This is a genomic window from Dactylosporangium sp. McL0621 (assembly GCF_049995355.1).
Classification (GTDB): Bacteria; Actinomycetota; Actinomycetes; order Mycobacteriales; family Micromonosporaceae; genus Dactylosporangium.
Window position 1 is genome coordinate 6850419 of sequence record NZ_CP188259.1, and the last position, 25953, is coordinate 6876371.

Here is a 25953-nt window from a genome sequence, read left to right on the forward strand (position 1 = left end):
GGCCTGGCCGTCAGGCCGCTCCGCGGACCGCCGCGGGCGCGGGCGCGACGGCCTGGTCGCTCGCGGCGCCCCGGCCGCGGAGGTAGCCCCAGGCCACCAGCGCCGCGGCCGCGACGGTGAGGGTCAGCGCGGCGACGGTCACGGCGTGGCGGAACTGCGCGGTCTGGGCCGCGGTCCAGGCCGAGGTCGCGATGTTTCCGGTGAACAGGGCGGCCAGGATGGTGCCGGTGACCGCGATCCCCGCCCCCGAGGTGACCTCCGAGGCGGTGTCGACAAGCGCCGCGCCGATCGTGGTGCGGCTCTTCGGCAGGCCCCGCAGCACGTTGACCCCGGCGACCACGCCGACCACGCGGATGCCGGCGGCCACGAGGGCGAGGGCGAGGGCGACCCAGACGTACCCGTACCGGCCCAGCAGCCCGTAGACCGCGAGCCCGGCCACGACCGCGGCGGCGCTGAGCCAGGCCGCGCGGTCCAGCCCGACCCGCTGCACGAACGGGTTGACCAGCGCGCCGCCGGCGATGAGGACCACGACCTGGGGCAGCATGCCGATCGCGGCCAGCGCGGGCGACCAGCCCCAGTCCAGCTGCAGCTGCAGCGTCGCCAGGTAGCCGAGGCCGGCGACCGCCAGCCCGGTCGCGGCCTTGTACGCCAGCCCGCTGGACACGAGCGGCCGCGCGACGAGCCTCAGGTCCAGCAGCGGGTGGGGCGCCGAGCGCTCGCGCACGACGAACAGCACGGCGCTCAGCACGGCCGCGGCGGCGACGGTCCACGGGGCCCAGGAGCCGGTGCCCTCGTTCACGAACAGGGTCGGCGCGACGAGGGCGAGCACGACGGTGGCGGTACCGAATGCGGCGCCCGGAAGATCGGCCGGGTCACGGTGCAGCCCGGCGGGGTCGTCGGGCGCGACGCCGATCCGGATGCCGACGGCGGCGAGTACGGCGATCGGCACGTTGACCAGCAGCAGCACCTGCCAGGGTGCGACCGCGAGCACGAAGCCGCCCGCGGTCGGGCCGACCGCGAGCCCGACCAGGCCCACGGTGGAGATGAGGGTCATCGCCCGGACGCGCAGGCTATCCTCCTCGAACAGCCGGAAGGCCAGCGCCATCGACCCTGGAGTCGTCATCGCCGCCGCGACACCCGTCACCGCCCGGACGGCGATGAGCTGCTCGGCCGAGGTGACGAACGCGGTCGCCAGGCTGGCCAGGCCGAGCAGGGCCAGGCCGGTGATCATGACTCGGCGCCGGCCGAAGCGGTCGGCCACGGCGCCGAAGGCGAGCATCAGGCCGCCGAACACGACCGCGTACGCGCCGGTGACCCACTGCAGCGCGGTCGTCGACGCATGCAGCTCGCGGCCGATCGTGGGCAGCGCGACGTTGAGGATGGAGTTGTCGAGCATCTCGAACAGGAACACCGCGGACAGGCCGGTCAGGGCCACCCAGTTGGCGCGCATCATGGTGCTAGGTTAAGCGACTAAATTTAGTCACACAAGAGAGTGGGGTCACACATGCCCAGGACCGGCGAGCGCGGCGGGCCGCAGACGCGGGCGCGGATCGCGGAGGTCGCGGCCCGGCTGTTCCTCGAGCGCGGGTTCGACGCGGTCACCGTCGCCGACGTCGCCCGGGAGGCGGGGGTGTCGAGCGTGACGGTCTTCAACCACTTCCCGCGCAAGGAGGACCTGTTCCTGGACCGGGCGGCCGACGCCGAGCAGCTCCTGCACGCGACCGTGCGCGACCGGCCGGCGGGCACCGGCGTGCTCGCGTCGCTGCGGGCGGCGACCCTCGGCCTCCTCGACGCCCGGCACCCGCTCTCCGGCGTCAACGACCGGTCCGTGCCGTTCTTCGGCACCGTCGCCGCGTCGCCGGCGCTCATCGCGCGGGCCCGGGAGATCGCCTACGACCTGCAGCGGACCCTCGCCGGCGAGCTCGGCCGCGACCCGGGCTTCACCGGCGACGCCGACCTGTTCGCCGCGTTCTTCGTCGCGGGGTACGGCACCGTGCTGGTGCAGACGGCGCAGCGCCTCATCGCCGGGGAGCCGCACAGCGCCGTGCTGGACGAGCACCGGGCGCGCTTCGAGCGGCTGTTCGACGCCCTGCGCGCGGGGTTCGGCGGCTCAGGCGGTGACCAGGCCTAGCCGGACGGCCTCCTTGGCCGCGCCGGAGCGGGTCGCGACGCCGAGCTTGCCCAGCACCGCCGACACGTGGTGGTCGACCGTCTTCACCGCGATGAACAGCCGCTCCGCGATCTCGGCGTTGGTGTGCCCGGCACAGATCAGGGCGAGCACCTCCCGCTCGCGCCGGGTCAGCCCGGCCGGGTGGGCGCGGGTCGCGGCGCGCGGGCCGGCCGGGACGGCGCGGACGCCCTCGCGGCGCATCCGCTGCCGGGCGACCCGGGCCGCGGCCGCCGCGCCGAGGTCGTCGAGGATGCCCAGGGCGCGCCGCCGGGCGTCCCCGTCGCCGGACTCGAGCAGGACCAGCGCGGCCTCGTACGCCGAGCCGGCCTCGTCCCACCGGTCCGCCGCGGCCGGCCAGTCGCCGTCGGCCTCCAGCCGGTACGGCTCGGCGAGCGTCCCCTCCGGCATCCGGTCCGAGCCGGTCCGCCGCAGCCAGAAGACCGCCAGGCCGCGGGCCCACTCGTCGCCGCCCGCGACGGCGTCGGCGACCAGCTCCGCCTCGCGCCGGGCCGGCTCCTCGCGACCCTCGAGCCAGTACGCCTCGGCCCGCGCGGCCCGCACGAACGCGATCCACTGCGGCCCGTCGCAGCCGTCGGCGAGCTCGGCCGCCTCGTCCAGCGCCGGCCACACCCCGTCCTCGCCGCGCCGGGCGCGGATCAGGCCGAGGCAGACCAGCGGGGTGACCCGGTTCAGCGGCGACGCGTCGACGCGGTTGGTCAGCACGTACTCGCCCAGCGCCAGCGACTCGTCCCAGCGCCCGGTGCCGGCCAGGGTGTTGACGCGCTCGGCGCGGATGCAGGTGGCGTAGGTGCGCACGTCGTGCTCGTCGCAGTACGCCACGCCCTCCTGGTAGTACCGCTCGGCCTCCGGGTAGCGGCGCTTGGTGCAGAGCATCCCGTGCAGGTTGATGTAGGCGCGGCCGACCTGCTCGTCGAGGCGGTGCGCGAGTCCGAGGTCCAGCGCCCGGCCCAGCGGCCCGAGCCAGTCGCCGCCGACGATCGCGCGGGAGCAGCCCTCGGTGATGAGGGCGTCGCTGTGTACCTCGGGCAGCCCCAGCGCCACCGCGAGCTCCTGGGCGCGGGCCGCGGTGGCGATCGCCAGCTCGTGCTGCTCGCTCACCATCCGCTGGGCCGCGAGGTTCGCCCAGGCCCAGGCCAGCTCGGCGGTCGGGCCCAGCGGCGCCAGCGTGGCCAGGGCGTCCTCGGCCGCGGCCAGGGCCTCCCGGCCGCGGCACGCGTACCGCAGCGCGGCCGAGAGCCGGCGCTGGGCGGCGCCCTCCCGCAGCCGGTTGCCGGCGCGGTGCCACAGCTCCCGGGCCCGCTCGGCCACCTCGCAGACCCGCGGCCCGCGATCGACCAGGGACAGCTCGGCGGCCAGCGCGTCGTACAGCTCGGCGAGGTGGGCCGGCGGCACGCCGTCGGCGCAGCGCAGGGCCCGCTCGTACTGCGCCGCGGACTCCCGGTGCGAGCCCAGCTCGGCCGCGCGGCGGGCGGCCCGCACCGCGTACCGCAGCACCGCCGGCGCGTCCCCGGCCGCCTCCGCGTGGAAGGCCGCCCCGGCGTCGTCGTCGCGGCCCAGCTCGCCCAGCGCGGCCAGGATCCGGGCGTGGATCGGGCCCACCCGGTGCTGCGGGATCGCCTGCTCGACGGCGAGCCGGGTCAGCTCGTGCCGGAAGGTCAGCAGGCCGCCGTCGCCGATGAGCAGCCCGGACATGACCAGCTCGTCCAGCACGGCCGGCGGGCCGCCGGTGGCCTCGGCCAGCAGCCGCGGGTCGATCCGGTTGCCGATCAGGGCGCCGGCGTTGAGCACCGCCCGGGCGTCCTCGCCCAGGGTGGCGACCCGGGCCAGCACCACGTCGCGCGCCGAGGCCGGCACGGCCGCGGAGCCGGAGCGCACCACCTCGGTCACGAAGAACGGGTTGCCCCCGGTCAGCCGGTGCAGGCCGGCCGGCTCGATGCCGCTGCCGCCCGCGAGGTGCTCCACCGCCCGGACCGACAGCGGGGCGAGGCCGATCCGCCGGGTCGTGCGCTGGGTGGCGATGTCGCCGAGGGCGATCCGCAGCAGGTCGCGCGAGGGCAGGTCGTCGTCGCGGTAGGTGGCGACGAGCAGGATGCGGGCGCCGCGCAGCCGCCGCCCGAGGAAGCGCAGCAGGTCGATTGTCGCCTCGTCGGCCCAGTGCAGGTCCTCCAGCACCAGCACGTGCAGCTCGCCCGGCGCGTCGGCCTGGCGCAGCAGCGTCGCGAACAGCTCGTCGCGCGACGCGCGGGCGCGGGAGCGCTCGAGCAGTTCGCCGCCGAGCTCGCCGGCGATGTCGAACAGCGGGCCGAGCGGCCGCGGCGTGGACAGGCCGTCGCACAGGCCCCAGGCCGCCCGGGCCGTGGGCATCGTCCCGGCCAGCCGCTCGGTGAACGCCTCGACCAGGCTCGACTTGCCGACGCCGGCCTCGCCGCCGACGAGCACCAGCCGGCCGTCGCCGGCCAGGGCGTCCCGCGCGTACTCGGCCAGCGACGCCAGCGCCGAGTCGCGTTCGAGCAGCTTCACGCCGTCAGTGTCCGCCGTCGCGGCGGCCCGGCCGACCCCGGTGCTCATTCCGGACACACCAGGGCGTGAGCGGTCCGGAGCGCAGCCGAGAGGCCGCTCACCATGAGCACCGTGCTCATGCCGGCGCCGGCGCTTGCGGCGGCGCCGGCGGGAGGGTGCGGCCGATGCCCTGGGCCGCGACGCGCAGCGCGGCCACGAGCCGCTGCTGCTGGCGGCGCAGGTCCGGCACGACGATCCCGAGGGCCGCGACGACCTCGCCGCCGGGGCCGCGCACCGGCACCGCCACCGAGCAGGCGCCGGCGCTCATCTCCTCGGCGGTCGTGGCGTACCCGTCGGACCGGACCCGCCGCAGCTGCTCGAGGAGCCGGTCGGGGCGCACGACGGTGTACGGCGTGATCCGGGTCAGCGCCCCGAGCGCCGCGGCCAGGACGTCCGGCTCGGCGTGGGCGAGCAGCACCTTGCCGACCCCGGTCGCGTGCATGGGCAGCCGGGAGCCGACCTTGCTGACGATCGGCACCGTCGCGTTGCCGGAGATCCGGTCGACGTACAGCGCCTGGGCGCCGTCGGCGACCGCGAGGTGGACCGTCGCGAGCGTGGCCGCGTACAGGTCGTGCAGGAACGGCGAGGCGGCCTCGCGCAGGCCGGTCGGCACCGGGGCGAGCAGGCCGAGGTCCCACAGGCGCCGTCCGATGACGTACTCCCCCGCGGCCCGGCGGTGCAGCGCCCCCCACCGGCACAGCTCGCCGGCCAGCCGGTGCGTGGTCGTCAGCGGCAGCCCGGCCCGCCGCGCCAGCTCGCTCAGCGTCAGGCTGCGGTGGTCGCCGTCGAACGCGCCGAGCAGGTCCAGCGCCCGCGACGTCACGCTCGCCGTCACCCGCCACCCCTTCCGCTCATCGGAAACCGACTCTCGCACCGACCCCGGCGCCGTGTCCATGGTGCCGGGGTGAGTGACCTGACCGGAGTCGTGCTGGCCGACGTACCCGACCGGCCGCTGCTGCTGCTCGGCCCGTCCCTGGGCACGTCGGCCGAGGCGCTGTGGTCGCGGTGCGTGGACGAGCTGGGGGGCGCGACCACGTCGTGGGCTGGGAGCTGCCCGGGCACGGCCGCGGCGCCCCACCGGCGGCCGCGTTCGGCGTCGCCGACCTGGCCCGCGGGGTGCTGGACCTCGCCGACCGGCTCCGGCCGGGGGCCGCTGCCGGCTACGCCGGGGTGTGCGAGGCGCTGGCCGGCTTCGACGTGCGGGCGCGGCTGGCCGGGATCGGCGTGCCGGTCGTCGCCGTCGCGGGCGGAGACGACCGGGTCACCCCCACGGCCGGCCTTGCCGAGATCGCCTCCGGGGTCCGGCGCGGCCGCCTCGTCGTGCTCGACGGCGTGGCCCACCTCGCCCCGGCCGAACGCCCGGCGGCGGTCGCGGCGCTGCTGCGTGAGGTCATTTGACCGCGACGGGGTTGACCGGGGCGCCCACCGCGCCGGTGACGGGGATCGGCGCCGCGGTCAGCCAGCAGTCGTAGACGCCGTCGGCGGCGCAGTCCTCCGCGAGCGCGTCGAGGTCCCACATCTCGCCGATGAACAGCCCGATGTGCGGGATGGCGACCTGGTGCAGCGGCTGGAACGCGACGTCGAACTCGTTCGGCCGCACCTCGAAGCCCCACGTGTCGGTGGCGATCGCGGCGATCTCGGTGCGGTGCAGCCAGCCGGCGGTGGTGAACGACAGCCCGGGGGCGGCCCCGCCGGCGTAGTCGCCCCAGCCGTCGCGGCGGGCGCGGGTGAGCTGGCCGGTGCGCACGAGGACGAGGTCGCCGCGGCCGACCGCCGCCGAGGGGCCCTGCCGCCCGGCCGTGGCACGCAGGTGCTTCTCGGTGATGGCGAACCCGTCGGGCAGTTCCCCGCCGCTGCCGAACGCGCGCCCGACGTCGAGCAGGACCGCCCGGCCGGCGATGACGTCCGCGACGGTCTCGATGCCGGTGACCCCGTCGCCGAGGCTGGTGACCACCTCGCCGGCCGGGCGGCCGTTCCAGGCGAGCCCGTGGTCGAAGATGTGCCCGAGCCCGTCCCACTGGGTCGAGCACTGCAGCGGCATGCTGATGACGTCGTCGGCGCCGCCGAGCCCGTGCGGGAAGCCCTGGATGCCGGCCGCCGCATCGGTACCGGTGTCGAGCATCGTGTGCACCGGGTTGGTCCGCCGCCGCCAGCCCTTCTGCGGCCCGTCCATGTCGAAGCGCTGCGCCAGCGAGAACGACACGCCGCGCCGCACGAGGGCCGCGCCCCGGCGCCGCTTCTCCTCGGTGAGGAAGTTCATCGTGCCGCGTACGTCGTCGGCGCCCCAACGGTTCCAGTTGGAGCACGCCGCGGCGGCGGCGCGGATTTCGCCCTCGGGGTCGGTGCGGTCCAAGCTCATGCCCGGGCTCCGAGGACGTCGGCGATCCAGTCGGCGATGAAGACGCTCACGTGCGAGAGGTGGTCGAGGCCGATGTGCTCGGCGCCGCCCTCGGCCGCGGTGAAGACGCGCAGCTCGCGCCGGGGGCTGTTGACGGCCTGCTCGTAGGAGCGGTGCGCGTACCGCAGCGGGATCTGCCGGTCGTTCTCGCCGTGCACGACGAGGAACGGCACCGCGATCCGCTCGACGACGCCGTCGAGGTTTACCGCCTCGGCCTTGCCGATGAACGTGTCGAGGTCGGTCTCGCCCCAGACCCACAGCACATGGTCCCAGTAGTGCGGGACCGGGTTCTCGCCCTCCCGCTCCAGCCGGCGCCGCTGCACCGCGCCCCAGTCGTGGTTCGCGCCCCACGCGACGCACAGCGCGAGCCGCGGCTCGAACGCGGCGGCGCGGGGCGCGTAGTAGCCGCCGAGCGACCAGCCGACCAGGCCGATCCGTCCGGGGTCGACGTCGTCGCGGCCCTGCAGGTAGTCGACGCAGGCGGCGGCCCAGTCCTCTGTGGACACCCGCGCGGTCAGGCCCTGCAGCCGCAGCGCCTCGCCGCTGCCGGGGCAGTCGACCATGAGGGTGGAGATGCCCCGGGCGGCGAGCTCCTCGGCGAACCCGGAGGCGTACATGTGCTCCTTGGTCGAGTCGAGGCCGTTCCACATGACGATGCACGGCGCGGTGCCGCCGGCGTTCGTGAAGTACGCGGGCAACGTCGTGCCCTCGAACGGCACGGCGACGCGGGTGGTGGCCGGGTCGATCAGGTCGAACACCTTCTGCTGCAGGTCGAGGCAGCGGCGGTACACCACGTTGCGGTCCGGGTCGTGGGCGCTCTGCATCCGCTCGGCCTGGACGAGATAGTTGGTGGCGCGGCGGTACTTCTGCCCCGCCGTGCGCCGGTGCCCGGCCTTCTCGTCCGCCCCGGCCTGCGCGGCCAGGTCCTCGGCGACGGCGGTCCAGGCGGCCATGAACTCGCGGGTGCCGACGTCGGACCCCTGCGCGGCCAGCTCCCGGATGGGCCGGCAGGCGCGGTCGACCTCGTCGATGAGGCCACCGCTGTTGAGGGTGGCGACGACGCCCAGGTTCCACACGTAGTTGCCGGGGAAGTACTCGAACACGGTCAGGCCTTTCGGAGAGCGTCGGACACGGACTTCGCGCCGCCGTGGCCGGATGCGCCGCCGTCGACGGGGATCTCGGCGCCGGTGACGTAGGCGGCGGCGTCGGTGAGCAGGAACCGCACGACGGCGGCGACCTCGGCGGCGTTGCCGGCGCGGCCCAGCGGCGTCTCGGCGATGGCTGCGGCCCGGAACGCCGGCGGGGCGGAGGCGGTCATCGGCGTGTCGATGAAGCCGGGGTGCACCGCGTTGACCCGGATGCCGCGCGGGCCGAGCTCGAGGCTCGCCGCGCGGACGAGCCCGCGCACCGCCCACTTGCTTGTCGTGTAGGCCACCGGGTAGTGGCCCTGCAGGGCGGCGAGCGAGCCGACGACGACGATCGACGCGCCGGGCGGCATGAGCGGGGCCAGGGCCTGGATGCCCAGCAGCGGCCCGAGGACGTTCACCGCGTGGACGCCCGCGAACGCCTCGGCGGTCACCTCGCCGAGGCGGGCCCGGAGGGTCGTGCCGGCGCAGTGGACCAGGCCGCGCGGCGGGTCGGCGCGCAGCTCCCCGGCGAGCGCGGCCCACGCCGACGCGTCGGTGACGTCGAAGGGGCGCACGCCGTCGGCCGGCGCGACGTCCAGCGCGATCGCGCCGGGGAGGGCGGCGGTGACCGCGGCCCCGATGCCGGAGGCGGCCCCGGTCACGACCACGCTCACCGGCGGCCGCCGGGGCGGCGGAACGCGGGCAGCGGCGGGGCCGGCGGGGCGACGGCGACCGTGTTGGTGAGGGTGCCGAGGCCCTCGACCGTGAGCGTCACGACGTCGCCGGGCTGCACCGGCGGCGGGGCGGCGGCGCCGTGGCGGCCCCACAGCTCGGCCAGGCAGCCGCCGTTGCCCACGGTGCCCGAGCCCAGGACGTCGCCGGGCACGACGCGGCTGTCGCGGGCGGCGTAGGCGAGCAGCGTCTCGAACGTCCAGCCCATGTTGGCCAGCCGGTCGCGGCCGACCTCGACGCCGTTGACCGACGCGGTGCAGCGCAGGTCCAGGAAGCCGTCGGCGTCGCGCCGGCCCGCGAGCTCGTCGGCGGTGACGATCCACGGGCCCAGGGTGGTCGCGAAGTCCTTGCCCTTGGCCGGGCCCAGGCGCACCTGCATCTCCCGGCTCTGCAGGTCGCGCGCCGACCAGTCGTTGAGGATGGTGTACCCGAAGATCGCCCCGGGCCCGACGACGGCCGCGACCTCCAGCTCGAAGTCGCGGGCGGCGCACGCGGCCGGGAAGGCGGCCGCGTCGTCCGGGCCGATGACGGTGTGCGGGTTGGTGAAGTAGAACGTCGGGGCGTCGTACCACGCGTCGGGCACTCCGCGGGCGCCGTCGACACTTCGCCGTACACCTTCCACGTGCTCTTCGAAGGCCACGAAGTCCCGGATGCTCGCCGGCCGGATCGGCGCCAGCAGCCGCACCTCGCCCAGCGGGACGCCGCCGAGCCGCAGCGCCCGCTCGCCGGCCTCCAGCGCGGCGTCGAGGCCGAGCGCGACGACGCCGCGCATGTCGAGGCCGTCCAGCGGATGGACCCGCTCGCCGGCGACGACGCCGGCGCGGTCCCGCCCGGCGTGGCGGTAGGTCGCGAGCCGCATCAGACCGCGCCCATCAGACGGGGGGAGCGACGAAGACGCCGCGGTCGCGGTCGTTGAACGACCGCTTGGCGACGAACTCGCTCATCGGGTTCGCGGTGCCCCACTGGTCGGTGACCATCGGGTCGGAGAAGTCGTAGAGGTGCGGGTGCCAGGTGTCCTCGTCGAGCTCCTCCAGCTCGGTGGTGTACTCGACGGTGTTGCCGTGCGGGTCGAGGAAGTAGCTGAAGGTGTTGTTGCCGGCCATGTGCCGGCCCGGCCCCCAGACCTTCTCGACGCCGGCGCGCAGCAGCCGCCCGGTGCCGCGCATGTACTCGTCCAGGCCGCGCAGCTCGAACGAGGCGTGGTGCAGCGACACGTGCGGGCCGCGGGCGATGGCGAGGCTGTGGTGGTACCGGTTCGTGCGCAGGAACCACATCACCGAGCCCATGTGCGGCGAGGTGAGCGTGTCGGACAGCGCGAAGCCGAGGTGCCGCTCGTAGAACGCGACCGTGGCCTCCGGGTTCGGCCCGTTGACCACCACGTGGGAGAGCTTGACCGGGATGGACTCGCCCTCCTCGACCTTGCGGTGGACCCGGACGGCGACGTCGCTGGAGACCTCGACCGTGCGCCCGTCGATGTCGAAGCAGCGGAAGCCGTACCCGCCGCCGGGGGTCTGCAGCGGGCCCGGCTCGCCGACGAGCGGCACACCGTCGCGGCCGAGCCGCTCGGCGAGGGCGTCGACGTCGGCCGCGTTCGCCGCGCCGAAGGAGATGAGGTCGAGGCGCTTCTCTTCGGCCCGGCGCAGGCGCACCGAGTACTGCTCGGGCGAGCCGGCGGCGGCGAGGAAGGCGATGCCGTCGTCGGTCGTCTCCGGGGTCAGGCCCCACATCGTGGTGTAGAAGTCCAGCTGCCGGTCGTAGTCGGGCACGGCGAGGTCGACGTGCCGCAGGTGCGTGATGAGCCGCTCTGACATCGGGTTCCTTACGCGGGTTCGCTGACGAGGTGGGCGATGCGGGCCATGAGGCCGGGTACGTCGCCGCGCTCGCGGTCCAGCAGCCAGCGGGCCAGCTGCAGCGAGGCGTCGACGACCGTCCTGGCCCGCTCGTACCGGCGGTCGGTGAACGCCTGCCACAGCGTGTCGTCGAGCCGGTCGGCGCCCAGGAGGAGCTCGGCGAGCACGGCCGCGTCCTCGAGGGCCTGGGCCGCGCCCTGCGCGAGCGTGGGCGGGCAGGTGTGGGCGGCGTCGCCGATGAGCACGGCCCGGCCGCGGTTCCACGGGGCCGGCAGCACGTGGCTCTCGAACCGGGTGTAGTTCACCCGGGACGGGTCGGTCAGCAGCGGGCGGATGTCGTCCCACGGGCCGTGGTACGCCTCGGCCAGGCCGCGCATGACGGCGAGGGACTCCTCCGGGCCGAGCGCGCTGCGGTCCTGGGCCTCCTCGACCACGTACGCGTACAGCGAGTCCGCGCCGGTCGGGCAGTACCCGGCGATGTAGCTGGGGCCGCCGTAGTACAGGTCGGTGCGGGTCACGCTCGCGGGCCGCGGCGTGAACGCCCGCCAGATGCCCATGCCGACGGGTCGCGTACCCAGGTCGATGCCGAGCGCGTCGCGGGTCCAGGAGCGCACCCCGTCGGCCCCGACGATCAGGTCGTACCGGGCCGTGGACCCGTCGGCGAACGTGACGCCACCGTCCGGGTCCAGGCTGGTGCAGGTGGTGGCGTAGCTGACCTTGGCGCCCGCCGCGACCGCGCGGTCGGTCAGGATCCGCGCCAGCGCCGGCCGGTACATGCCGACCGTGGCCGGCAGGTCCGGGCCGCCGGTGCGGTGGTCGGTGAGCTCGGCGATGAGCGTCCCGTGCGGGTCCGGCGCGCGCAGCCCCAGGGTGTCGAACCCGTAGCCCTCCGCCCGTACCTGGTCCCAGACGCCGAGCCGGCGCAGGACACGCAGGGCGTTGCCCTGCAGGGTGATGCCGGAGCCCACGGCGCCGGCGTCGGGCTTGATGTCGACCAGGTCGACGGAGACGCCGCCCTCGGCGAGGAGAATCGCGGTCGCGGTACCCGCGGCCCCGGCGCCGATTACGAGCACGTTACGAACTGCTGGCATGGGCACCACTGTGCGAGATCACCCGGGTATCAGGTAGCCAGCACTTGCTGATGGTGGGCATCACCGGCGTTTATGCTGGGCCGATGACGGCGGACCGGGTCCTGGCCAACCTCGACCTGAACCTGCTGGTCAGCCTCGATACGCTGCTGCGCGAACGCAACGTCACGCGCACCGCCCAGGCGCTCGGGGTCAGCCAGCCCGCGGTGAGCGCCGCCCTCGCCCGGCTGCGCCGCCACTTCGGCGATCCGCTGCTCAACCGGGTCGGCAACCGCTACGAGCTGACGCCGCTGGCCGCGCAGCTGGCCGTCCTGACCGCGCCGGCGCTGGCCGGGGTGCGCCGGGTGTTCGACGCGACGGCCGAGTTCGACCCGAGCTCGCTGGTCCGCGAGTTCACGGTGGTGACCTCCGACTACGCCGCGACCGTGCTGGGCCCGCACGTCACCCGCCGGCTCGCCGAGCAGGCCCCCGGGGTGCGGCTGCACCTGCGCCAGACCTCGCCGGAGGCGGTCGACCACGCCCCGGACACCCTGCGCACCGCCGACGGGCTGATCATCCCGCACGGCTTCCTCACCGGCCTGCCGCACCTGGACCTCTACACGGATCACTGGGTGTGCATCGTCTCGGCCGGCAACCCGGACGTCGGCGACGCGCTCACGCTGCGCCAGCTCGGGGAGATGGGCTGGGTCGTGCTGTTCAACGGGCCGACGGCGTTCGCCCCGGCCGCCCGGCAGCTGAGCATGATCGGTGTCGAGCCGCGCGTCGAGGTGGTCGTCGACGGGTTCCTGCCCATGCCGTTCCTGGTCGCCGGGACCAACCGGGTGGCGCTGATCCAGCAGCAGCTCGCCCGGCGCCTCGCCGAGCCGGCCGGGGTGCGGGTCCTGCCCTGCCCGTTCGAGGTCGTGCCGCTCACCGAGGCGCTGTGGTGGCACCCGATGTACCGCAACGACCCGGCCCACGCCTGGCTGCGCTCCGTCTTCGCGGCCGCCGGCGCGGAGCTCGGCGGCGCCCATCAGTCCGGCTGATAGCGACCATCGGCGATTCGCTCTTCCTCCGGGCGGCCCCGCGTGCCGATAGTGCTCGCACTCCGTCGCCGCCCCGAAAGGCGTCCGCCATGTCCGCACCCCGTCAGGCCGGTCGGGTACAACTCGCCCTGCTGCTGGCCGGAAGCTGCCTGTCCGTGCTCGGCGCCGTGCTCATCGCCCCGGTACTGCCCCAGATGCAGGACCAGTTCGCGGCCGTGCCCGGCGCCGATGTGCTCGTGCCCGTCGTGCTCACGGTGCCGGCCCTCGTCATCGGCCTCACCGCCCCGTTCGCCGGCGTCGTCGTCGACCGCCTCGACCGCAAGCGGCTGCTCATCGTGGCCATGTTCGTCTACGCGGTCGCCGGCACCGCGCCGCTGTACCTGCCGTCGCTCGGCGCCATCATCGCGAGCCGCGTGCTCGTCGGCCTGTGCGAGGCGGCCATCATGACCTGCTGCACCACGCTCATCGCCGACTACTGGACGGGGCCGCGCCGCAGCCGGTACCTCGGCCTGCAGACGCTCGTGGCGACCCTGTCCGCGACCGTGTTCCTGGCCGTCGGCGGCGCGCTCGGCTCGTCCGGCTGGCGGACCCCGTTCTGGCTCTACGCCGTCGCCGTCCCCCTCGCGGTACCGATGATCCGCTCGCTGTGGCAGCCCGAGCGCCCCGCCGCGGCGGCCCCGCAGCGGCGGCTGCCGCCGCTGCCCTGGCGCACCCTGCTCGTCCCGTGCCTGGTGACCCTCGTCGGCGGCGTCGTGTTCTACGCCCTCATCGTGCAGCTGTCGTTCGTCCTCGACGACATCGGCGTGACCGCGACCGCGACCATCGGCGCCCTCAGCGCGGCGATGTCGCTGGCCACCGCGGCCGGCTCGGCGTCGTTCGCGAAGCTCTCCGGGCGCACGCCCCGCCAGCTGCTGCCGATCGCGTTCGGGGTCGCCGCGGCCGGCCTGGCCGTCGTCGCGCTCGGCCCGGACATCCCCGTCATCACCGTCGGCGCGGTCATCACCGGCGCCGGCACCGGCCTGCTGCTGCCGGTGCTCGTCACCTGGGCCATCAACCGGCTCGAGTTCGCGCAGCGCGGCCGCGGCACCGGCCTGTGGACCGGCTTCCTGTTCCTCGGCGAGTTCCTGTCCCCGCTGCTGATCGCCGCGTTCGGCGCCGCCGCCGGCGGCCTGCAGCCGGCGCTCGGCGTGCTCGCCGGGATCTCCGCCGTGCTCGCCGTCGCCACCCTGCTGCTCCCCCGCGGCGCGGCGCCGCTGGACCGCACCGACACGCTCGCCGTCCCCGCCGGGGCGTCGCCGGGCCCCCGGGGATAGTTACCTCGGAGGGAATTGTTCCGCCGCAGCCGCGGGCGCAGTGTCGAGGGCATGACGAACCAAACGGTCCACACGCTCGACACCGCGCCCGGCTGGGCCCGGCCGCAACTGGCCCACCTGCAGGAGGCCTTCGGGTTCGTACCGAGCACGGCCGCGGCGATGGCGGACTCGCCCGCGCTGCTGCGCTCCTTCTTCGCGGCGTTCGGCCACTTCCGCGGCGAGACCCCGTTCACGCCGGCCGAGCGCCAGGTGCTGCTGCTGTCGAACGCCGTCGCCAACGCCTGCACCTGGGCGGTCGCCTTCCACACGCTCGAAGCGCTCCAGGACGGGGTGCCGCCTGCCGACGTCGAGGCGATCCGGCGGCGGCGGTCCCCCGCCGACCCGCGGCTGCGGGCCCTCTCCACGCTGACCCGGGCGCTGATCGCCAAGCGCGGCCGGCTCGAGGCGGCGGACACGGACGCGTTCGTCGCGGCCGGCTTCGACCGGGCCCGGGTGCTCGACGTGGTGGCCGGGGTGGCGATCTCCACGATGACCAACTACACGGCGACGTTCGCGGACGCCGCGCTGCAGGATCAGTACCGCGAGTACGCCTGGGACCCGGAATACTGAAGCGATGACCGTCGGCCCGCTCCTCAAGCGCTGGCGAGCCGCCCGCGGGCTCAGTCAGCTCGCGCTGTCGGCGGAGTCGGCCGTCTCGCTGCGGCACCTGTCCTTCATCGAGACCGGCCGCTCGAGCCCGTCCCGGGCCATGGTGCTGCGGCTCGCCGAGGTGCTCGACGTGCCGCTGCGGGAGCGCAACACCCTGCTGCTCGCCGCCGGATTCGCGCCGGCGTACCAGGAGTCGGCCCTCGACGGCCCCGAGCTGGCGGTCGTGCGCGACGCGCTCGGGGCCATCCTGGCCCAGCAGGAGCCCTACCCCGCGCTGGTGATCGACCGCGACTGGAACATCCGGCACACGAACACGGCGGCCGAGCGGTTCTTCGCGTTCCTGCGGGCCGGGCACGAAACGCCGGTGCCCGGGCCGCCGAACGTCCTGCGCCGGATGTTCCACCCGGACGGCGTCCGGGAACACGTGCAGAACTGGCCCGACGTGTGCGAGGCCCTGGTCCGCCGGGTGCGGCGCGAGGCCGTGGGCGGGGCCACCGACGAGCGGGCCCAGCACATCCTGCGGGAGGTGCTGGCCTACCCCGGTGTCCCCGCCTCACTGCGCTCCCTGGACGTCACCGTGCCGGTCCTGCCGGTCGTGCCGATCTGGTACGCCCGCGACGGCCGGCGCCTCGGCTACTTCTCGACCGTGACGACGCTCGGCACGGCGCAGGACGTCACCCTGCAGGAGCTGCGCATCGAGTGCTTCTTCCCGATGGACGACACGACGCGCGACCACGCCCGCGCGCTCGCCCGGTGAGCGGCGGTCACCGGCCCACCGCCGCGACCGTGTACCTGCCGCCCGGCACGGTGAGCTGGACGTAGCCGTCGGCGAGCGTCGCCTGGTACCCGTGGCCGTGCCCGTGCTCCCACACGACGCGGCCGTTCACGGTCACCACGGTCCGGGCGGTGGCCGGCACGGCGATGGTCCCGGTGGTACCCGCCGGCGTGTCCGCCTGCAGGGCCACGAGCTGGCCGAACAGGATCGAGGCCCAGCCCGCGGTGATGGTGCCGTACTGCGTCGGTACCGCGCCCTGGGCCCAGGTCAGGCCGCCGGTGTGCGGCTGGATGCGCCAGGTCGCGTACCCGGGGCCGACCGGGCTCACGCCGAGCACCTGCTCGGTGAGCTGGACGGTGGGCGAGGCGGCCCAGCCGTGCGCGAGGCTCGCGGTGGCGCGGTTGACGCCGCCGCTGGAGTTCTTGAACTCCCACAGCCCGCCGGTGTACAGCGGGTTGCCCGGGTCCACCATCGGCCCCCACGTGCGGCGCATCAGCTCGAGCGCGCCCGCGGTGTCCTGCACGGCGAAGCGCCCGGCCGTCTCCATGCCGTTGCCGAACGGCTCGATGGTGTGCCCGGTCGGGTCCTGCAGGCCCGGCCCGAGGATCGCACCGTACGGGGTCCACAACCGCCGCAGCGCGTCGAGCACGCTCGCGCGGCGCTCGGCCGGGACGATGCCGTACTGCAGCGCCAGGGCGTTGGCGTCCTCGACGAGCACGTCGGGGTGGTCGCTGCTCTGGCCGTAGGCGCCGAGGGCCGGGCTCCACAGCCGCTCGTTGACCGCGGCCTTTATCGCATCGGCCTCGGCCTCGTCGGCGGCGGCCGCGTCGGCCGAGCCGAGGCGGCGCTCCAGCCACGCCATCTCGCGCAGCAGGACGTGGTGGTCGATGCTGTACTTGGTGACCTCGCCGGTCTGGGTGGCCTGCCAGAAGTCGCGGTCGTTGGACACGACCAGATGGTTGGCGTCCATGAACGTGTCGTTGTAGGCGAGCTCGCGGCGCAGGGCGGGCAGCGCGGCGGTGGCGTACGCGGCGTCGCCGGTGTACCGGTAGTAGTCGATGACGGCGCGGGCCCCGTAGCCGGAGTAGTTGTTCGAGTAGAACAGCGGCGACCCGGCCGGGTTCCGGCCCTTGCCGAAGTCCGGCGACCCGGGCAGGGCCCCGTCGGCGCGCTGGGCGGCGAGCAGCACGTCGAGCGAGGAGCGCACGGCGTCGGCCCCGGGCGGCCCGAGCGTGCTGATCGCGGTGGGCGCCTGCACGAGCAGGTCGCCGGTCCAGATGCTGCGGTCGCGCTTGGCCCCGTCGTAGATGCGCGTCTCGGGCAGGCCGTTGAGCCCGGCCGGCTTGATGTCGAGCTGCAGGGTGTAGGCGCCGGAGTACCACATGCGGTTGAGCTGGTCGTCGCTGGACAGGAACCAGCCACGGTAGTCGGCCGGGGTGGCCCGGTACGCCTGGAAGTCCACGCCGGCCCCGGAGACGGTGACGGAGCCGGGGGTGGCCAGGGTCAGCAGGATGAACCGGAACCCGCCGTGGAAGCCGCCGGTGAGCCGGCCCGCGGCGGTGGGCTGGAACGTGTCCGGCCCGCCGACCCCGGCCAGGCCGCGCGACTCGTCGGAGGCGGGCGCGCCGGGGCTGGTGGTGACGGCCGTTCCGGCCGGCACGTCCTGCGCCAGCGCCGGGCCGACGGTGACGGTCGCGGCGGTGGTGTCGAAGGCGGTGACGGTGCGGGTCTGCGCCGTCGCGCCGGTGCCGAACGTGATGGTGTTGCCGGCCTCCAGGTTGGCCGCGGAGGCGAGCGTGACCACGGTGGCGCCGGCGGTGGCCGGGGCGGCGACGGTGGTGGCGGCGGGGCGGCGCAGGTACTGGCGCGCCTCCCCGGTGACGAGGGTGAGCGTCGGCGCCCCGGTCACGGCGGTGACGTCGATGCCGGGCGTCCCGGCGACGTCACGGCCGAAGTCGAGCAGGACCGAGGCGGGCGTCGCCCCGGCGACGGTGGTGAGCGTGGCGCCCCGGCCGCGGCCGGACACGAGCGCGTCGGGCCGCGTGACGTCGCCGCGGCCCTCGGCCCGCACCGGGGTCACGGTCGGCGCCGCCGGCCCCAGGACGTAACGGTGCCACGCCGGCTCCGGGGCGGCTTCGGCCGCCGCCGGCGGGGCGACGACCGCGGTGGCGCCGACCGCGCAGGCGACGAGCAGGCGGGTGAGCTTGGATCGATGCATCGAGACTCCTTCTCGTGGGCCGTCAGGCGGTCGCGTCGAGGCGGCCGGTGGTGCGCGGACGTCGCCGCGCCCCAGAGGAAGCCGTCCGGGAACCGCTGCACGGTCAGGCGCCGGCCTTGTAGTCGGCGTCCATCGCGGCCAGGACCTTGTCCGGAGTGGACTGTCCGCTGAAGATCTCCTGCAGGCCGGAGAGCATGGTCTGCTGGACCTTGGCGTTCGGCCACAGCTGGTCCATGAACGGGACCGTCCGGTTGTCCTTCAGGAACGTGGTCAGCTCGGTGAAGGCCGGGTCCGCGCCGGAGCCGTTGTCCGGGATCGCCGGCAGGCTGCCCTGCTTGCCGTTGAAGACCTTCATGCCCTCCGGCGACATGATGTAGCTGACGAACTTCAGGGCCAGCTCCTTGTTCTTGGTCTTGGCGTTGACGCCGTAGCCGGCGCCGGCCGCGGCGGGCATCACGAACGTCGCCGGGGTGTCGGTGGCCGGCAGGGCCTTCAGCACGAACGACGCGGCCGGGTTCTTGCCCTTGAGCAGGGCGACGACCCAGTTGCCCTGGATGATGCCGAGGGTCTTGCCGGACGCGGCGAGCTCCTGGCTGGCCTCGTAGCTGGTGCCCAGGGGGTTCTTCTGGAAGCAGGCGGCGCCGTTCATCTCCTGGTACTTGGCCATCGCCGTCGTCCACGGGGACTGGGCGAAGGTCGCCGAGCCGCTCTGCATCTTCGTGTCGAAGTCGCGGTCCGGGCCGTAGACGAGGGTGGCGACGAGCGCGTACAGGGCGAGCTGGGTGACCCAGTTGTCCTGGATGCCGAGCGCGAACGCGGGCGTACCCTTGCCGGCCGCGGCGCGGCAGAAGGTGAGCAGCTCGGTCCACGTGGTCGGCGGCTTGAGCTGGGCCTGGTCGAGGGCCTGCTGGTTGTAGACGGCGCCGATGCCGTTGAGGCCGAAGACCGCGTTGTAGGTCTTGCCCTGGAACTGGGTGACGCCCTTGAGCCCGGCGGGGAGCTTGGCCACCCAGGGCTGGTCGGACAGGTCGAGCAGGTAGCCGGGCTTGGCGAGCACGTAGGTGGCGCCCGGGTTGCCGTTGCCGGGCCAGACCGTCATGACGTCGGGAGCCGTCCCGGACGCGAGCTGGGTGCGGATCTGCTGCTGGTACTGGTCGGCGCCGCTGGTGGTGTAGCGGACCTTGACGCCGGGGTTGGCGGCCTCGAAGGCCTTGACGACGTCCTCGATGGAGCCCTGGTCGACGGAGGCGAGGGTGAGGGTCTTGGCGTCGGTACCGCCGGATCCTGCGTTGGTGCCACTGCTGCAGGCGGCGAGGGCCACGACGGCGGCGGCGGTCGCGGCCGCCACGCTTGCGGGTCGTTTCATGATGTCTCCCTGAGGGGTGCGGCGGCGGTGAAGGTGTAGCGGCCGGACGTCAGGCCCACGGTGAGGCCGCTGGGTGACGGTCCGGCCCGGAGTACCCCCGGCTGGGTGTCGACCGGCCGGTCGTCCTCGCGGACGCTCGCCGGGTCGGCCGTGGGCAGTTCGAGCACGGCGGTGCTGCCGGGTGGCACCGTGGCGGTCACGGTGATCCGGTCGTCGGTGACGGCCCAGCCGCAGGCGACGCGGCCGCGGGCGGTGTCCTGCTCCGCGCGGGCCCAGGTGAGCCGGCCGCCCGGGGTCGGGCGCAGCAGCAGCTCCCGGTAGGCCACCGAGCCGGGGGCCTGGTCGATGCCGGCGACCCGGCCGAACAGCCAGTCGCCGATGCTGCCGAGGCTGTAGTGGTTGAAGGAGTTCATGGCGCCGGCCTGGAAGCCGTCGTGCTCGGTCCAGCCGTCCCAGCGCTCCCAGATGGTGGTGGCGCCGTGGCGGATCGAGTAGCCCCAGGACGGGAACGCGTCCTGGTGCAGCAGCGCGTAGGCGAGGTCGGGCCGGCCGTGCTCGGTCAGGACCGGGCCCAGCAGCGGTACCCCGACGAAGCCGGTCGTGAGCCGGTGCCCGCGCCGCTCGATGTCGGCCGCGAGGTGCCCCGCCGCCGCCGCGACGAGATCCTCGGGCAGCAGGCCGAAGCCGAGGGCGAGCAGGTACGCGGTCTGGGTCTCGCCGGCGACGGTGCCGTCGGCGCGGACGTAGGAGCTGGCGAACGCCTGCCGGATCGCGGTGTGCAGCGCGCGGTGCTCGGCCGCCTCCGCCGCGTGGCCGAGCACGGCGGCGGCGTCGGCGACGATCGCGGTACTGCGGGCGAAGTAGGCGGTCGCCAGCACCTCCCGCGGGGTGTCGGCGCCGATCTGCAGCCAGTCGCCGTAGTTGCTGCCGGCCCGGCGGCGCCACCGCAGGTCCGGGTTGTGCCGGCGGACGTGCGCGATCCAGGCCTTCATGGCCGGGTACGCGTGCGCCAGCGCCTGCCGGTCGCCGTAGGTGCGCCACAGGTACCAGGGAATGATCACGCCGGCGTCGCCCCAGGCCGGGGCGGCCTCGCGGCCGAGGGTGACGACCGGGGCGACGTCGCGGAACGCCCCGCCGTCGTCCTGCCCGTCGACGACGTCGCGCATCCAGCGGGCGAAGAACGCGGCGACGTCGGCGTTGCGGCCGGCGGTCGGGGCGAAGATCTGCGCGTCGGCGAGCCACCCGAGGCGCTCGTCGCGCTGCGGGCAGTCGGTCGGGACGGCGACGAAGTTGCCGCGCTGCCCCCACCGGATGTTGTCGTACAGCCGGTTGGTGACCGGATCGGAGCACTCGAACCGGCCCGTGAACGGGGTGTCGTTGTGCAGGACCTGCGCGACGACGTCGCCCGGGTGGCCGTCGATCTCGGCGTAGCGGAAGCCGTGCGTGGTGAACCGCGGTTCGAAGACCTCGACGGGATCGCCGGCGGCGACGTAGACGTCGGTCGCCGCGGCCCGGCGCAGGTTGGCGGTGTACAGCTCGCCGCCGGCCAGCATCTCGGCGTGCCGGACCGTGACGCGCTGCCCGGCCGGCGCACCGCGCAGGGTCAGCCGGACCCGGCCGACGAGGTTCTGCCCGAAGTCGGCGATGTACCGGCCGGGCCCGCGGCACTCCACCGTCGCCGCCGGGAGCTGCTCGGTGACGCGCACCGGATGGTCGGGCTCGGCGACCAGCGGGCCGGGCTCGGCGTCGAGGACCGCGACCGGCCGGAACCCGTCGGCGGGGCCGGGCTCGTCCCAGCCGGGCACGTGCCGGCGCGCGTCGACGATCTGGCCCATGAGCAGGTCGGCGCCGGCGATGGCGCCGGGTCCCTCCGTCCACGCGGCGTCGGTGGCCACGACCTGCCGGGACCCGTCGGCGTACTCGACCACCAGCTGGGCCAGGAAGGCGGGGTCGTCGCCGTAGTGCCGGGCGGCCCGGCGCGGGTCGAACCCGACGTAGCCGCTCCACCAGCCGTCGGCGACGACCGCGGCGAGCACGTTCGGGCCGGGCCGGAGGTGCCCGGTCACGTCGTAGGTCTGGTACTGCAGCCGCCGGTGGTACTCGGTCCAGCCGGGGGCCAGCTCGCGGTCGCCGACGCGGGCGCCGTTGAGCCGCGGCTCGTAGATGCCCCGGGCGGTGGCGTAGAGGCGGGCGCGGACCGGGGGCCGGTCGAGCTCGAACGAGCGGCGCAGGTGCAGCGGCGGCGGCACGAGGTCGGCCCCGGCGACGTCGTCGCCGCCGGGCGGGTCGACCGGGGGCAGTTCCGCCGGGTCCCGGCCGATCCAGGCCGCGGTCCAGTCGGCCCGGTGCAGCAGCGCGGTCTCGAACCAGCTCTGCGCCGGCTCGGCCGGCGCGCCGGTCTCGTCCCAGGCCTCGACCCGCCAGTGGTAGCGGGTGGCCGACTGCAGCACGGGTCCCTCCCAGGCGACGAGCAGCCCGTCGCCGGACTCGCGGCGCCCGCTGTCCCACACCAGCCGGCCCGGCTCGCCGAGGTCGTCGCGCCGGAGGGCGGCGGTGATGCGGTACGCCGACTGGGCCGCTCCGCGCCGGTCGCTGTCGAGCTTCCACGACAGCCGCGGCCGGGGCCGGTCCAGGCCGAGCGGCTCCGCCAGCTGCTCGGCCTGCAGTCCGTAGATGCGCAGGCTCATCCCTTCAGCCCTCCGGCGAAGCCGTTGATGATGCTGCGCTGCAGCGCGAAGTACACGGCGAGCACCGGCACGATGCTGATCACCAGCGCGGCGAAGACGAGGTTCCAGTCCGAGACGTACTGGCCGAAGAAGCCCGCGAGCGCGACCGGCACCGTCTGCTGGGTGCCGCCGCTGAGGTACAGCAGCGGGGTGAAGAAGTCGTTCCAGACCGCCACCGCGTTCAGGACGAGCGCGGTCACCGTGACCGGCTTGAGCATCGGGAAGACCACGTACCGGAACGTGCCGATCGGGGAGGCGCCGTCGATGGCCGCGGCGTCCTCGAAGTCGCGGGGCAGCGAGCGCAGGAACCCGACGTACAGGAACGTCGTGAAGGGCACCTGCAGGCCGGAGTAGAACAGCACCAGCGCCCCTACGGAGCCGAGCAGGCCCAGGTCGCGCATGGTCTGGTACAACGGGAGCGCGGCGAGCTGGAACGGCAGCACGAGCCCGAGCATGATGAGCAGGAAGGTGCCCCGGGACCACGCCGCGGCGACCCGGGCCAGCGGATAGGCGGCCAGCGCGGACACGGCCAGCACGACGGCGACGCTGACCGCGGTGACCAGCGCGCTGTTGATCAGTGCGCCGCCGAGGCCGGCCTGCTGCCAGGCCGCGCTGAAGTTCGACAGGGTCGGCGCGGTGGTCGGCCGGATCGGCGAGCTCGTGTCGGAGGGGGCCCGGACGGCCAGGTTCACCAGGACGTAGACCGGGAACCCGACGACCGCGGCGGCGGCCACCATCGCCGCCTCCAGGGCGAGGGTCCGCCAGCGGTACCGGTTCATGCCGCCGCCCGCTCGTTGCGCGCCAGCACCAGGTACTGCCCGCTCGAGGCGACCGCCACGATGATGGTGAGGACGACCGCGAGGGCGATGCTGTAGCCGAACTCGCCAAGCGTGAAGGCGTCCTTGTAGATCAGCGTGGATATGGTGTCGGTGGCGTGCCCGGGGCCGCCGCCGGTGAGCGCGTACACCTGGTCGAAGAGCTTGATCCCGCCGATGATCGACAGCATCAGGTTGATCGTGATCGCCGGCGCGAGCAGGGGCCGGACGATCGACCAGAACCGGCGCACCGGGCCGGTGCCGTCCATCGCCGCCGCCTCGTAGATCTCCTTCGGGATCGACTGCAGCCCGGCGAGGAAGATCACCATCGAGTACCCGGAGAACTGCCACACGATGACCGCCACCACCGACCACAGCGCCAGCTGCGGGTCGCCGAGCCAGTCCGGCCGCCAGGACCCGAGCCCGACCGCGGACAGCAGGCTGTTCACGGCGCCGTCCGGGCCGAGCAGGTTGCGCCACAGGTAAGCGGTCACGATCGGCGTCACCACGGCCGGGGCGAACAGGAACACCCGCAGCACGTTGCGCGACTTGATGATCGAGTTGACCCCGAGGGCCAGCAGCAGCCCGGCGCCGTTCTGCACGATCGTGATGGACACCGCGATGACCAGCGTGTGCCAGACCGCCTGGACCGCGTTCGGGTCGTCGGCCATCGCGGCGAAGTTGCCGAGCCCCACGAAGGCCAGGTCCGGCGACAGGCCGTCCCAGTCGGTGAAGGCGTAGTACACGCCCCGGGCACTGGGCACCAGGACCACGAAGGCGAACAGCAGGAGCGCCGGCGCCGCGAACCACCACGGCGGACCGGTCCGGGCTTGCAGCGATGCGATGGGAACCACCTTCTAAAACGTTTCACTGGTACCGAGATCGTGGGCAACGTTTTCCAAATGTGTGACGCCGACCATAGGTTCGAGCCCGCGGCCCCGTCAAGAGATAACGGTGATCGCCCGTACACTGCGAGGGAAACGTTACCCACTCCCGGAGGTAGTGCCGCGATGACGGACCGCCGCGTCACAATCGTCGACGTCGCCCGGCACGCCCAGGTGTCCACGACCACGGTGTCGAAGGTGCTGCGCAACGCCGCCGGCGCCAGCCCGGCCGCGCGGGCCCGCGTCCGGCAGTCCATGGAGGAGCTCGGCTACCGCCCGTACGCCGCCGCCCGCGGGATGCGCGGCCGCACCTACACGGTCGGCGTGATGCTGCCCGACATCCGCAACCCGTTCTTCGCCGACGTCCTCGAGGGCCTGCACGACCAGCTGCACGGGACCGGCTACCAGCTGCTGCACGGCACCAGCTGGAACCGCGAGGACACCGAGGCGAGCGTCACCGAGGCGATGATCGACCACGGCCTGGACGGCCTGGTCCTCATCGCCCCGCTCGCCTCCCGCGCCCGGCTGGACCGCATCGCCCGGGCCGTGCCCACGGTCGTCGTCGGCCGGCACGGCCGCTCCGCGCAGTACGACACCGTCACCGACGACGACCACGCGGGGGCGCACCTCGTCGTCAACCACCTCGTCGGGCTCGGGCACCGGCGCATCGCGCTGATCGACCATCACGAGACCGACGCGACCCGGCTGGCCGAGATGCCCAACGCCGTGCGGGCCCTCGGCTACCGCGACGCCATGCGCGCGCACGGGCTCGCCGCCGAGATCGACGTCGTGACGACGACCTACACCCACGACGGCGGGTACCTCGGCGCGCGGCTGCTCCTCGAGCGCCCGAGCCTGCCCACCGCCCTGTTCACCGGCGCGGACGTGGTCGCGATCGGCGCCCTGCAGGCCCTGGCCGAGGCCGGGCGGTCCGTCCCGGCCGACATCTCGGTGGCCGGCTACGACAACATCGCCCTCGCCGCCTTCGACCCGGTCTCGCTGACCACCGTCGACCAGGCCGGCCGCCGCATCGGCGGCAACGCGGCCCGGCTGCTGCTGGAGCGCTGCGCCGACCGGCACGCCCCGACCAGCCACATCCGGCTCTCCCCCACCCTCGTCGCCCGGCGCTCCACCGCGCCCCCGGCGGCGCGGCCGTAGACTCCCGGGCAACGTTGCCCGCAGCCCCCGCAAGGAGATCGAATGCCGAAACCGGCGGCCACGCGGCGGGTCACGATCATCGACGTGGCCCGGCACGCCAACGTGTCCACCACCGCCGTGTCGAAGGTGCTGCGCAACGCCTACGGGGCGAGCCCCGAGATGCAGGCCAAGGTCCGCAAGGCCATCGACGAGCTCGGCTACCGCCCGCAGGCGTCGGCGCGGGGCCTGCGCGGCCAGACCTACACGATCGGCGTGATGCTGCCCAACATCCGCAACCCGTTCTTCGCCGACGTCCTCGACGGCGCCGCGGAGCTGCTCGACGGCGCCGGGTACCAGCTGCTCATGGGGCCCGGCAGCAACGGCGAGGCGGCGGAGGCCCGGGTCACCGAGACGATGATCGACCACAGCCTCGACGGGCTGATCCTGGTCGCGCCGGTCTCGTCGCGCCGGCACCTGCAGCACGTCGCCGAGCGCGTACCGACGGTCATCGTCGGCCGGCACGGACGCGCCGCCGGCTACGACTCGGTCGCCGACGACGACATCGCCGGCGCCGCGCTCGTCGTCGACCACCTCGCCGACCTCGGCCACCGCCGCATCGCCCACATCGAGCACCTCGAGCGCGACCGGGACCGCATGACCGAGATGCCCAACGCGGTGCGCGCCGAGGGCTACCGCCAGGCCATGCGCGCCCGCGGCCTGCACGAGTACATCGACATCGCCTCCACCAGCTACACCCAGGAGGGCGGCTACCTCGGCGCCCGGCAGCTGCTGACCCGCCTGCACCCGCCGACGGCCATCTTCGCCGGCGCCGACATCGTCGCCATGGGCGTCATGCAGGCCCTGGCCGAGGCGGGCCTGGCCGTGCCGGGCGACATCGCCGTCGCCGGGTACGACAACACCATGTTCGCCGACTTCGCGCCGGTCGGCCTGACCAGCGTCGACCAGGGCGGGCGCCAGCTGGGCCGCAACGCCGCCCGGCTGGTGCTGGAGCGCATCGCCGACCCGGCCCGCCCGGCGACCCACATGACCCTCACCCCGACGCTGGCCGTCCGCCGGACGACCGCCGCGCCCGGGTAGCCC

Annotated in this window: 22 protein-coding genes; 8 read left to right on the forward strand and 14 right to left on the reverse strand. The window is 74.6% G+C overall.

Annotated elements, in window-relative coordinates:
- Positions 1-10: 10 nt before the first annotated feature.
- The gene (locus tag ACPPVO_RS32340; RefSeq protein ID WP_426502329.1) at positions 11-1453 is read right to left on the reverse strand and encodes an MFS transporter; all 1443 of its coding nucleotides are present in this window, start codon (positions 1451-1453) and stop codon (positions 11-13) included.
- A gap of 51 nt (positions 1454-1504) precedes the next feature.
- Here ACPPVO_RS32340 and ACPPVO_RS32345 point away from each other — a divergent pair, with 51 nt between their 5' ends.
- The gene (locus ACPPVO_RS32345; RefSeq protein ID WP_426502330.1) at positions 1505-2131 is read left to right on the forward strand and encodes a TetR/AcrR family transcriptional regulator; all 627 of its coding nucleotides are present in this window, start codon (positions 1505-1507) and stop codon (positions 2129-2131) included.
- Here ACPPVO_RS32345 and ACPPVO_RS32350 read toward each other — a convergent pair.
- Together ACPPVO_RS32350 and ACPPVO_RS32355 are read right to left on the reverse strand one after the other, a co-directional pair.
- A complete protein-coding gene (locus tag ACPPVO_RS32350; RefSeq protein ID WP_426502331.1) occupies positions 2111-4711 on the reverse strand; it encodes an AAA family ATPase in 2601 nt (866 codons plus the stop codon). The two genes, ACPPVO_RS32345 and ACPPVO_RS32350, sit on opposite strands and share 21 nt — an antisense overlap.
- Positions 4712-4826: 115 nt before the next feature.
- Entirely contained in the window at positions 4827-5585 is a 759-nt protein-coding gene (locus ACPPVO_RS32355) for an IclR family transcriptional regulator (RefSeq protein ID WP_426502332.1), read from the reverse strand.
- 170 nt (positions 5586-5755) lie between these two features.
- On the opposite strand from ACPPVO_RS32355, the gene ACPPVO_RS32360 reads away from it, so the two are divergent.
- Positions 5756-6148, forward strand: coding sequence for an alpha/beta fold hydrolase (locus ACPPVO_RS32360; protein ID WP_426502333.1), 393 nt, complete (start codon positions 5756-5758; stop codon positions 6146-6148).
- Here the strand turns inward: ACPPVO_RS32360 and ACPPVO_RS32365 are convergent.
- The 6 genes from ACPPVO_RS32365 to ACPPVO_RS32390 are packed head-to-tail and all read right to left on the reverse strand — an operon-like array spanning position 6141 to position 11948.
- On the reverse strand, positions 6141-7109 hold the full coding sequence (locus ACPPVO_RS32365; protein ID WP_426502334.1) for a cyclase family protein: 969 nt from the start codon (positions 7107-7109) through the stop codon (positions 6141-6143). The genes ACPPVO_RS32360 and ACPPVO_RS32365 overlap by 8 nt on opposite strands.
- On the reverse strand, positions 7106-8251 hold the full coding sequence (locus tag ACPPVO_RS32370) for an alpha/beta hydrolase family protein (RefSeq protein ID WP_426502335.1): 1146 nt from the start codon (positions 8249-8251) through the stop codon (positions 7106-7108). Before ACPPVO_RS32370 ends, ACPPVO_RS32365 begins: the two co-directional genes overlap by 4 nt.
- A gap of 2 nt (positions 8252-8253) precedes the next feature.
- Positions 8254-8949 (reverse strand): SDR family NAD(P)-dependent oxidoreductase, encoded by a 696-nt coding sequence (locus tag ACPPVO_RS32375; RefSeq protein WP_426502336.1) that lies wholly within the window; start codon positions 8947-8949, stop codon positions 8254-8256.
- The gene (locus tag ACPPVO_RS32380; protein ID WP_426502337.1) at positions 8946-9866 is read right to left on the reverse strand and encodes a fumarylacetoacetate hydrolase family protein; all 921 of its coding nucleotides are present in this window, start codon (positions 9864-9866) and stop codon (positions 8946-8948) included. Before ACPPVO_RS32380 ends, ACPPVO_RS32375 begins: the two co-directional genes overlap by 4 nt.
- Before the next feature lie 13 nt (positions 9867-9879).
- Complete coding sequence (locus ACPPVO_RS32385; RefSeq protein WP_426502338.1) at positions 9880-10818, reverse strand: VOC family protein; 939 nt, start codon at positions 10816-10818, stop codon at positions 9880-9882.
- A gap of 8 nt (positions 10819-10826) precedes the next feature.
- Positions 10827-11948, reverse strand: coding sequence for an FAD-dependent monooxygenase (locus tag ACPPVO_RS32390; protein ID WP_426502339.1), 1122 nt, complete (start codon positions 11946-11948; stop codon positions 10827-10829).
- An 83-nt stretch (positions 11949-12031) separates the two neighbouring features.
- Between ACPPVO_RS32390 and ACPPVO_RS32395 the strand changes: the two genes are divergently transcribed.
- The 4 genes from ACPPVO_RS32395 (at position 12032) to ACPPVO_RS32410 (ending at position 15688) form a co-directional block, all read left to right on the forward strand.
- Complete coding sequence (locus tag ACPPVO_RS32395; RefSeq protein ID WP_426502340.1) at positions 12032-12970, forward strand: LysR family transcriptional regulator; 939 nt, start codon at positions 12032-12034, stop codon at positions 12968-12970.
- An 89-nt stretch (positions 12971-13059) separates the two neighbouring features.
- The gene (locus ACPPVO_RS32400) at positions 13060-14283 is read left to right on the forward strand and encodes an MFS transporter (protein WP_426502341.1); all 1224 of its coding nucleotides are present in this window, start codon (positions 13060-13062) and stop codon (positions 14281-14283) included.
- A gap of 51 nt (positions 14284-14334) precedes the next feature.
- A complete protein-coding gene (locus ACPPVO_RS32405) occupies positions 14335-14892 on the forward strand; it encodes a carboxymuconolactone decarboxylase family protein (RefSeq protein ID WP_426502342.1) in 558 nt (185 codons plus the stop codon).
- A 4-nt stretch (positions 14893-14896) separates the two neighbouring features.
- A complete protein-coding gene (locus ACPPVO_RS32410) occupies positions 14897-15688 on the forward strand; it encodes a helix-turn-helix domain-containing protein (protein WP_426502343.1) in 792 nt (263 codons plus the stop codon).
- 7 nt (positions 15689-15695) lie between these two features.
- On the opposite strand, the gene ACPPVO_RS32415 is transcribed toward ACPPVO_RS32410, so the two are convergent.
- The 5 genes from ACPPVO_RS32415 to ACPPVO_RS32435 form a co-directional block, all read right to left on the reverse strand.
- On the reverse strand, positions 15696-17924 hold the full coding sequence (locus ACPPVO_RS32415; protein WP_426502344.1) for an alpha-L-rhamnosidase C-terminal domain-containing protein: 2229 nt from the start codon (positions 17922-17924) through the stop codon (positions 15696-15698).
- Positions 17925-18027: 103 nt separating this feature from the next.
- Positions 18028-19290 carry an ABC transporter substrate-binding protein gene (locus tag ACPPVO_RS32420; RefSeq protein WP_426502345.1) on the reverse strand — a complete coding sequence of 421 codons (1263 nt, stop codon included), beginning with the start codon at positions 19288-19290 and terminating at the stop codon, positions 18028-18030.
- Entirely contained in the window at positions 19287-21977 is a 2691-nt protein-coding gene (locus tag ACPPVO_RS32425) for a family 78 glycoside hydrolase catalytic domain (RefSeq protein WP_426502346.1), read from the reverse strand. Before ACPPVO_RS32425 ends, ACPPVO_RS32420 begins: the two co-directional genes overlap by 4 nt.
- Complete coding sequence (locus ACPPVO_RS32430) at positions 21974-22795, reverse strand: carbohydrate ABC transporter permease (protein WP_426502347.1); 822 nt, start codon at positions 22793-22795, stop codon at positions 21974-21976. Before ACPPVO_RS32430 ends, ACPPVO_RS32425 begins: the two co-directional genes overlap by 4 nt.
- A complete protein-coding gene (locus ACPPVO_RS32435) occupies positions 22792-23685 on the reverse strand; it encodes a carbohydrate ABC transporter permease (RefSeq protein WP_426502348.1) in 894 nt (297 codons plus the stop codon). The genes ACPPVO_RS32430 and ACPPVO_RS32435 overlap by 4 nt, the downstream gene beginning before the upstream one ends.
- Before the next feature lie 156 nt (positions 23686-23841).
- On the opposite strand from ACPPVO_RS32435, the gene ACPPVO_RS32440 reads away from it, so the two are divergent.
- Together ACPPVO_RS32440 and ACPPVO_RS32445 are read left to right on the forward strand one after the other, a co-directional pair.
- Positions 23842-24873 (forward strand): LacI family DNA-binding transcriptional regulator, encoded by a 1032-nt coding sequence (locus ACPPVO_RS32440; protein WP_360383294.1) that lies wholly within the window; start codon positions 23842-23844, stop codon positions 24871-24873.
- Between the two features lie 42 nt (positions 24874-24915).
- Positions 24916-25950 carry a LacI family DNA-binding transcriptional regulator gene (locus ACPPVO_RS32445; protein WP_426502350.1) on the forward strand — a complete coding sequence of 345 codons (1035 nt, stop codon included), beginning with the start codon at positions 24916-24918 and terminating at the stop codon, positions 25948-25950.
- Positions 25951-25953 lie beyond the last annotated feature (3 nt).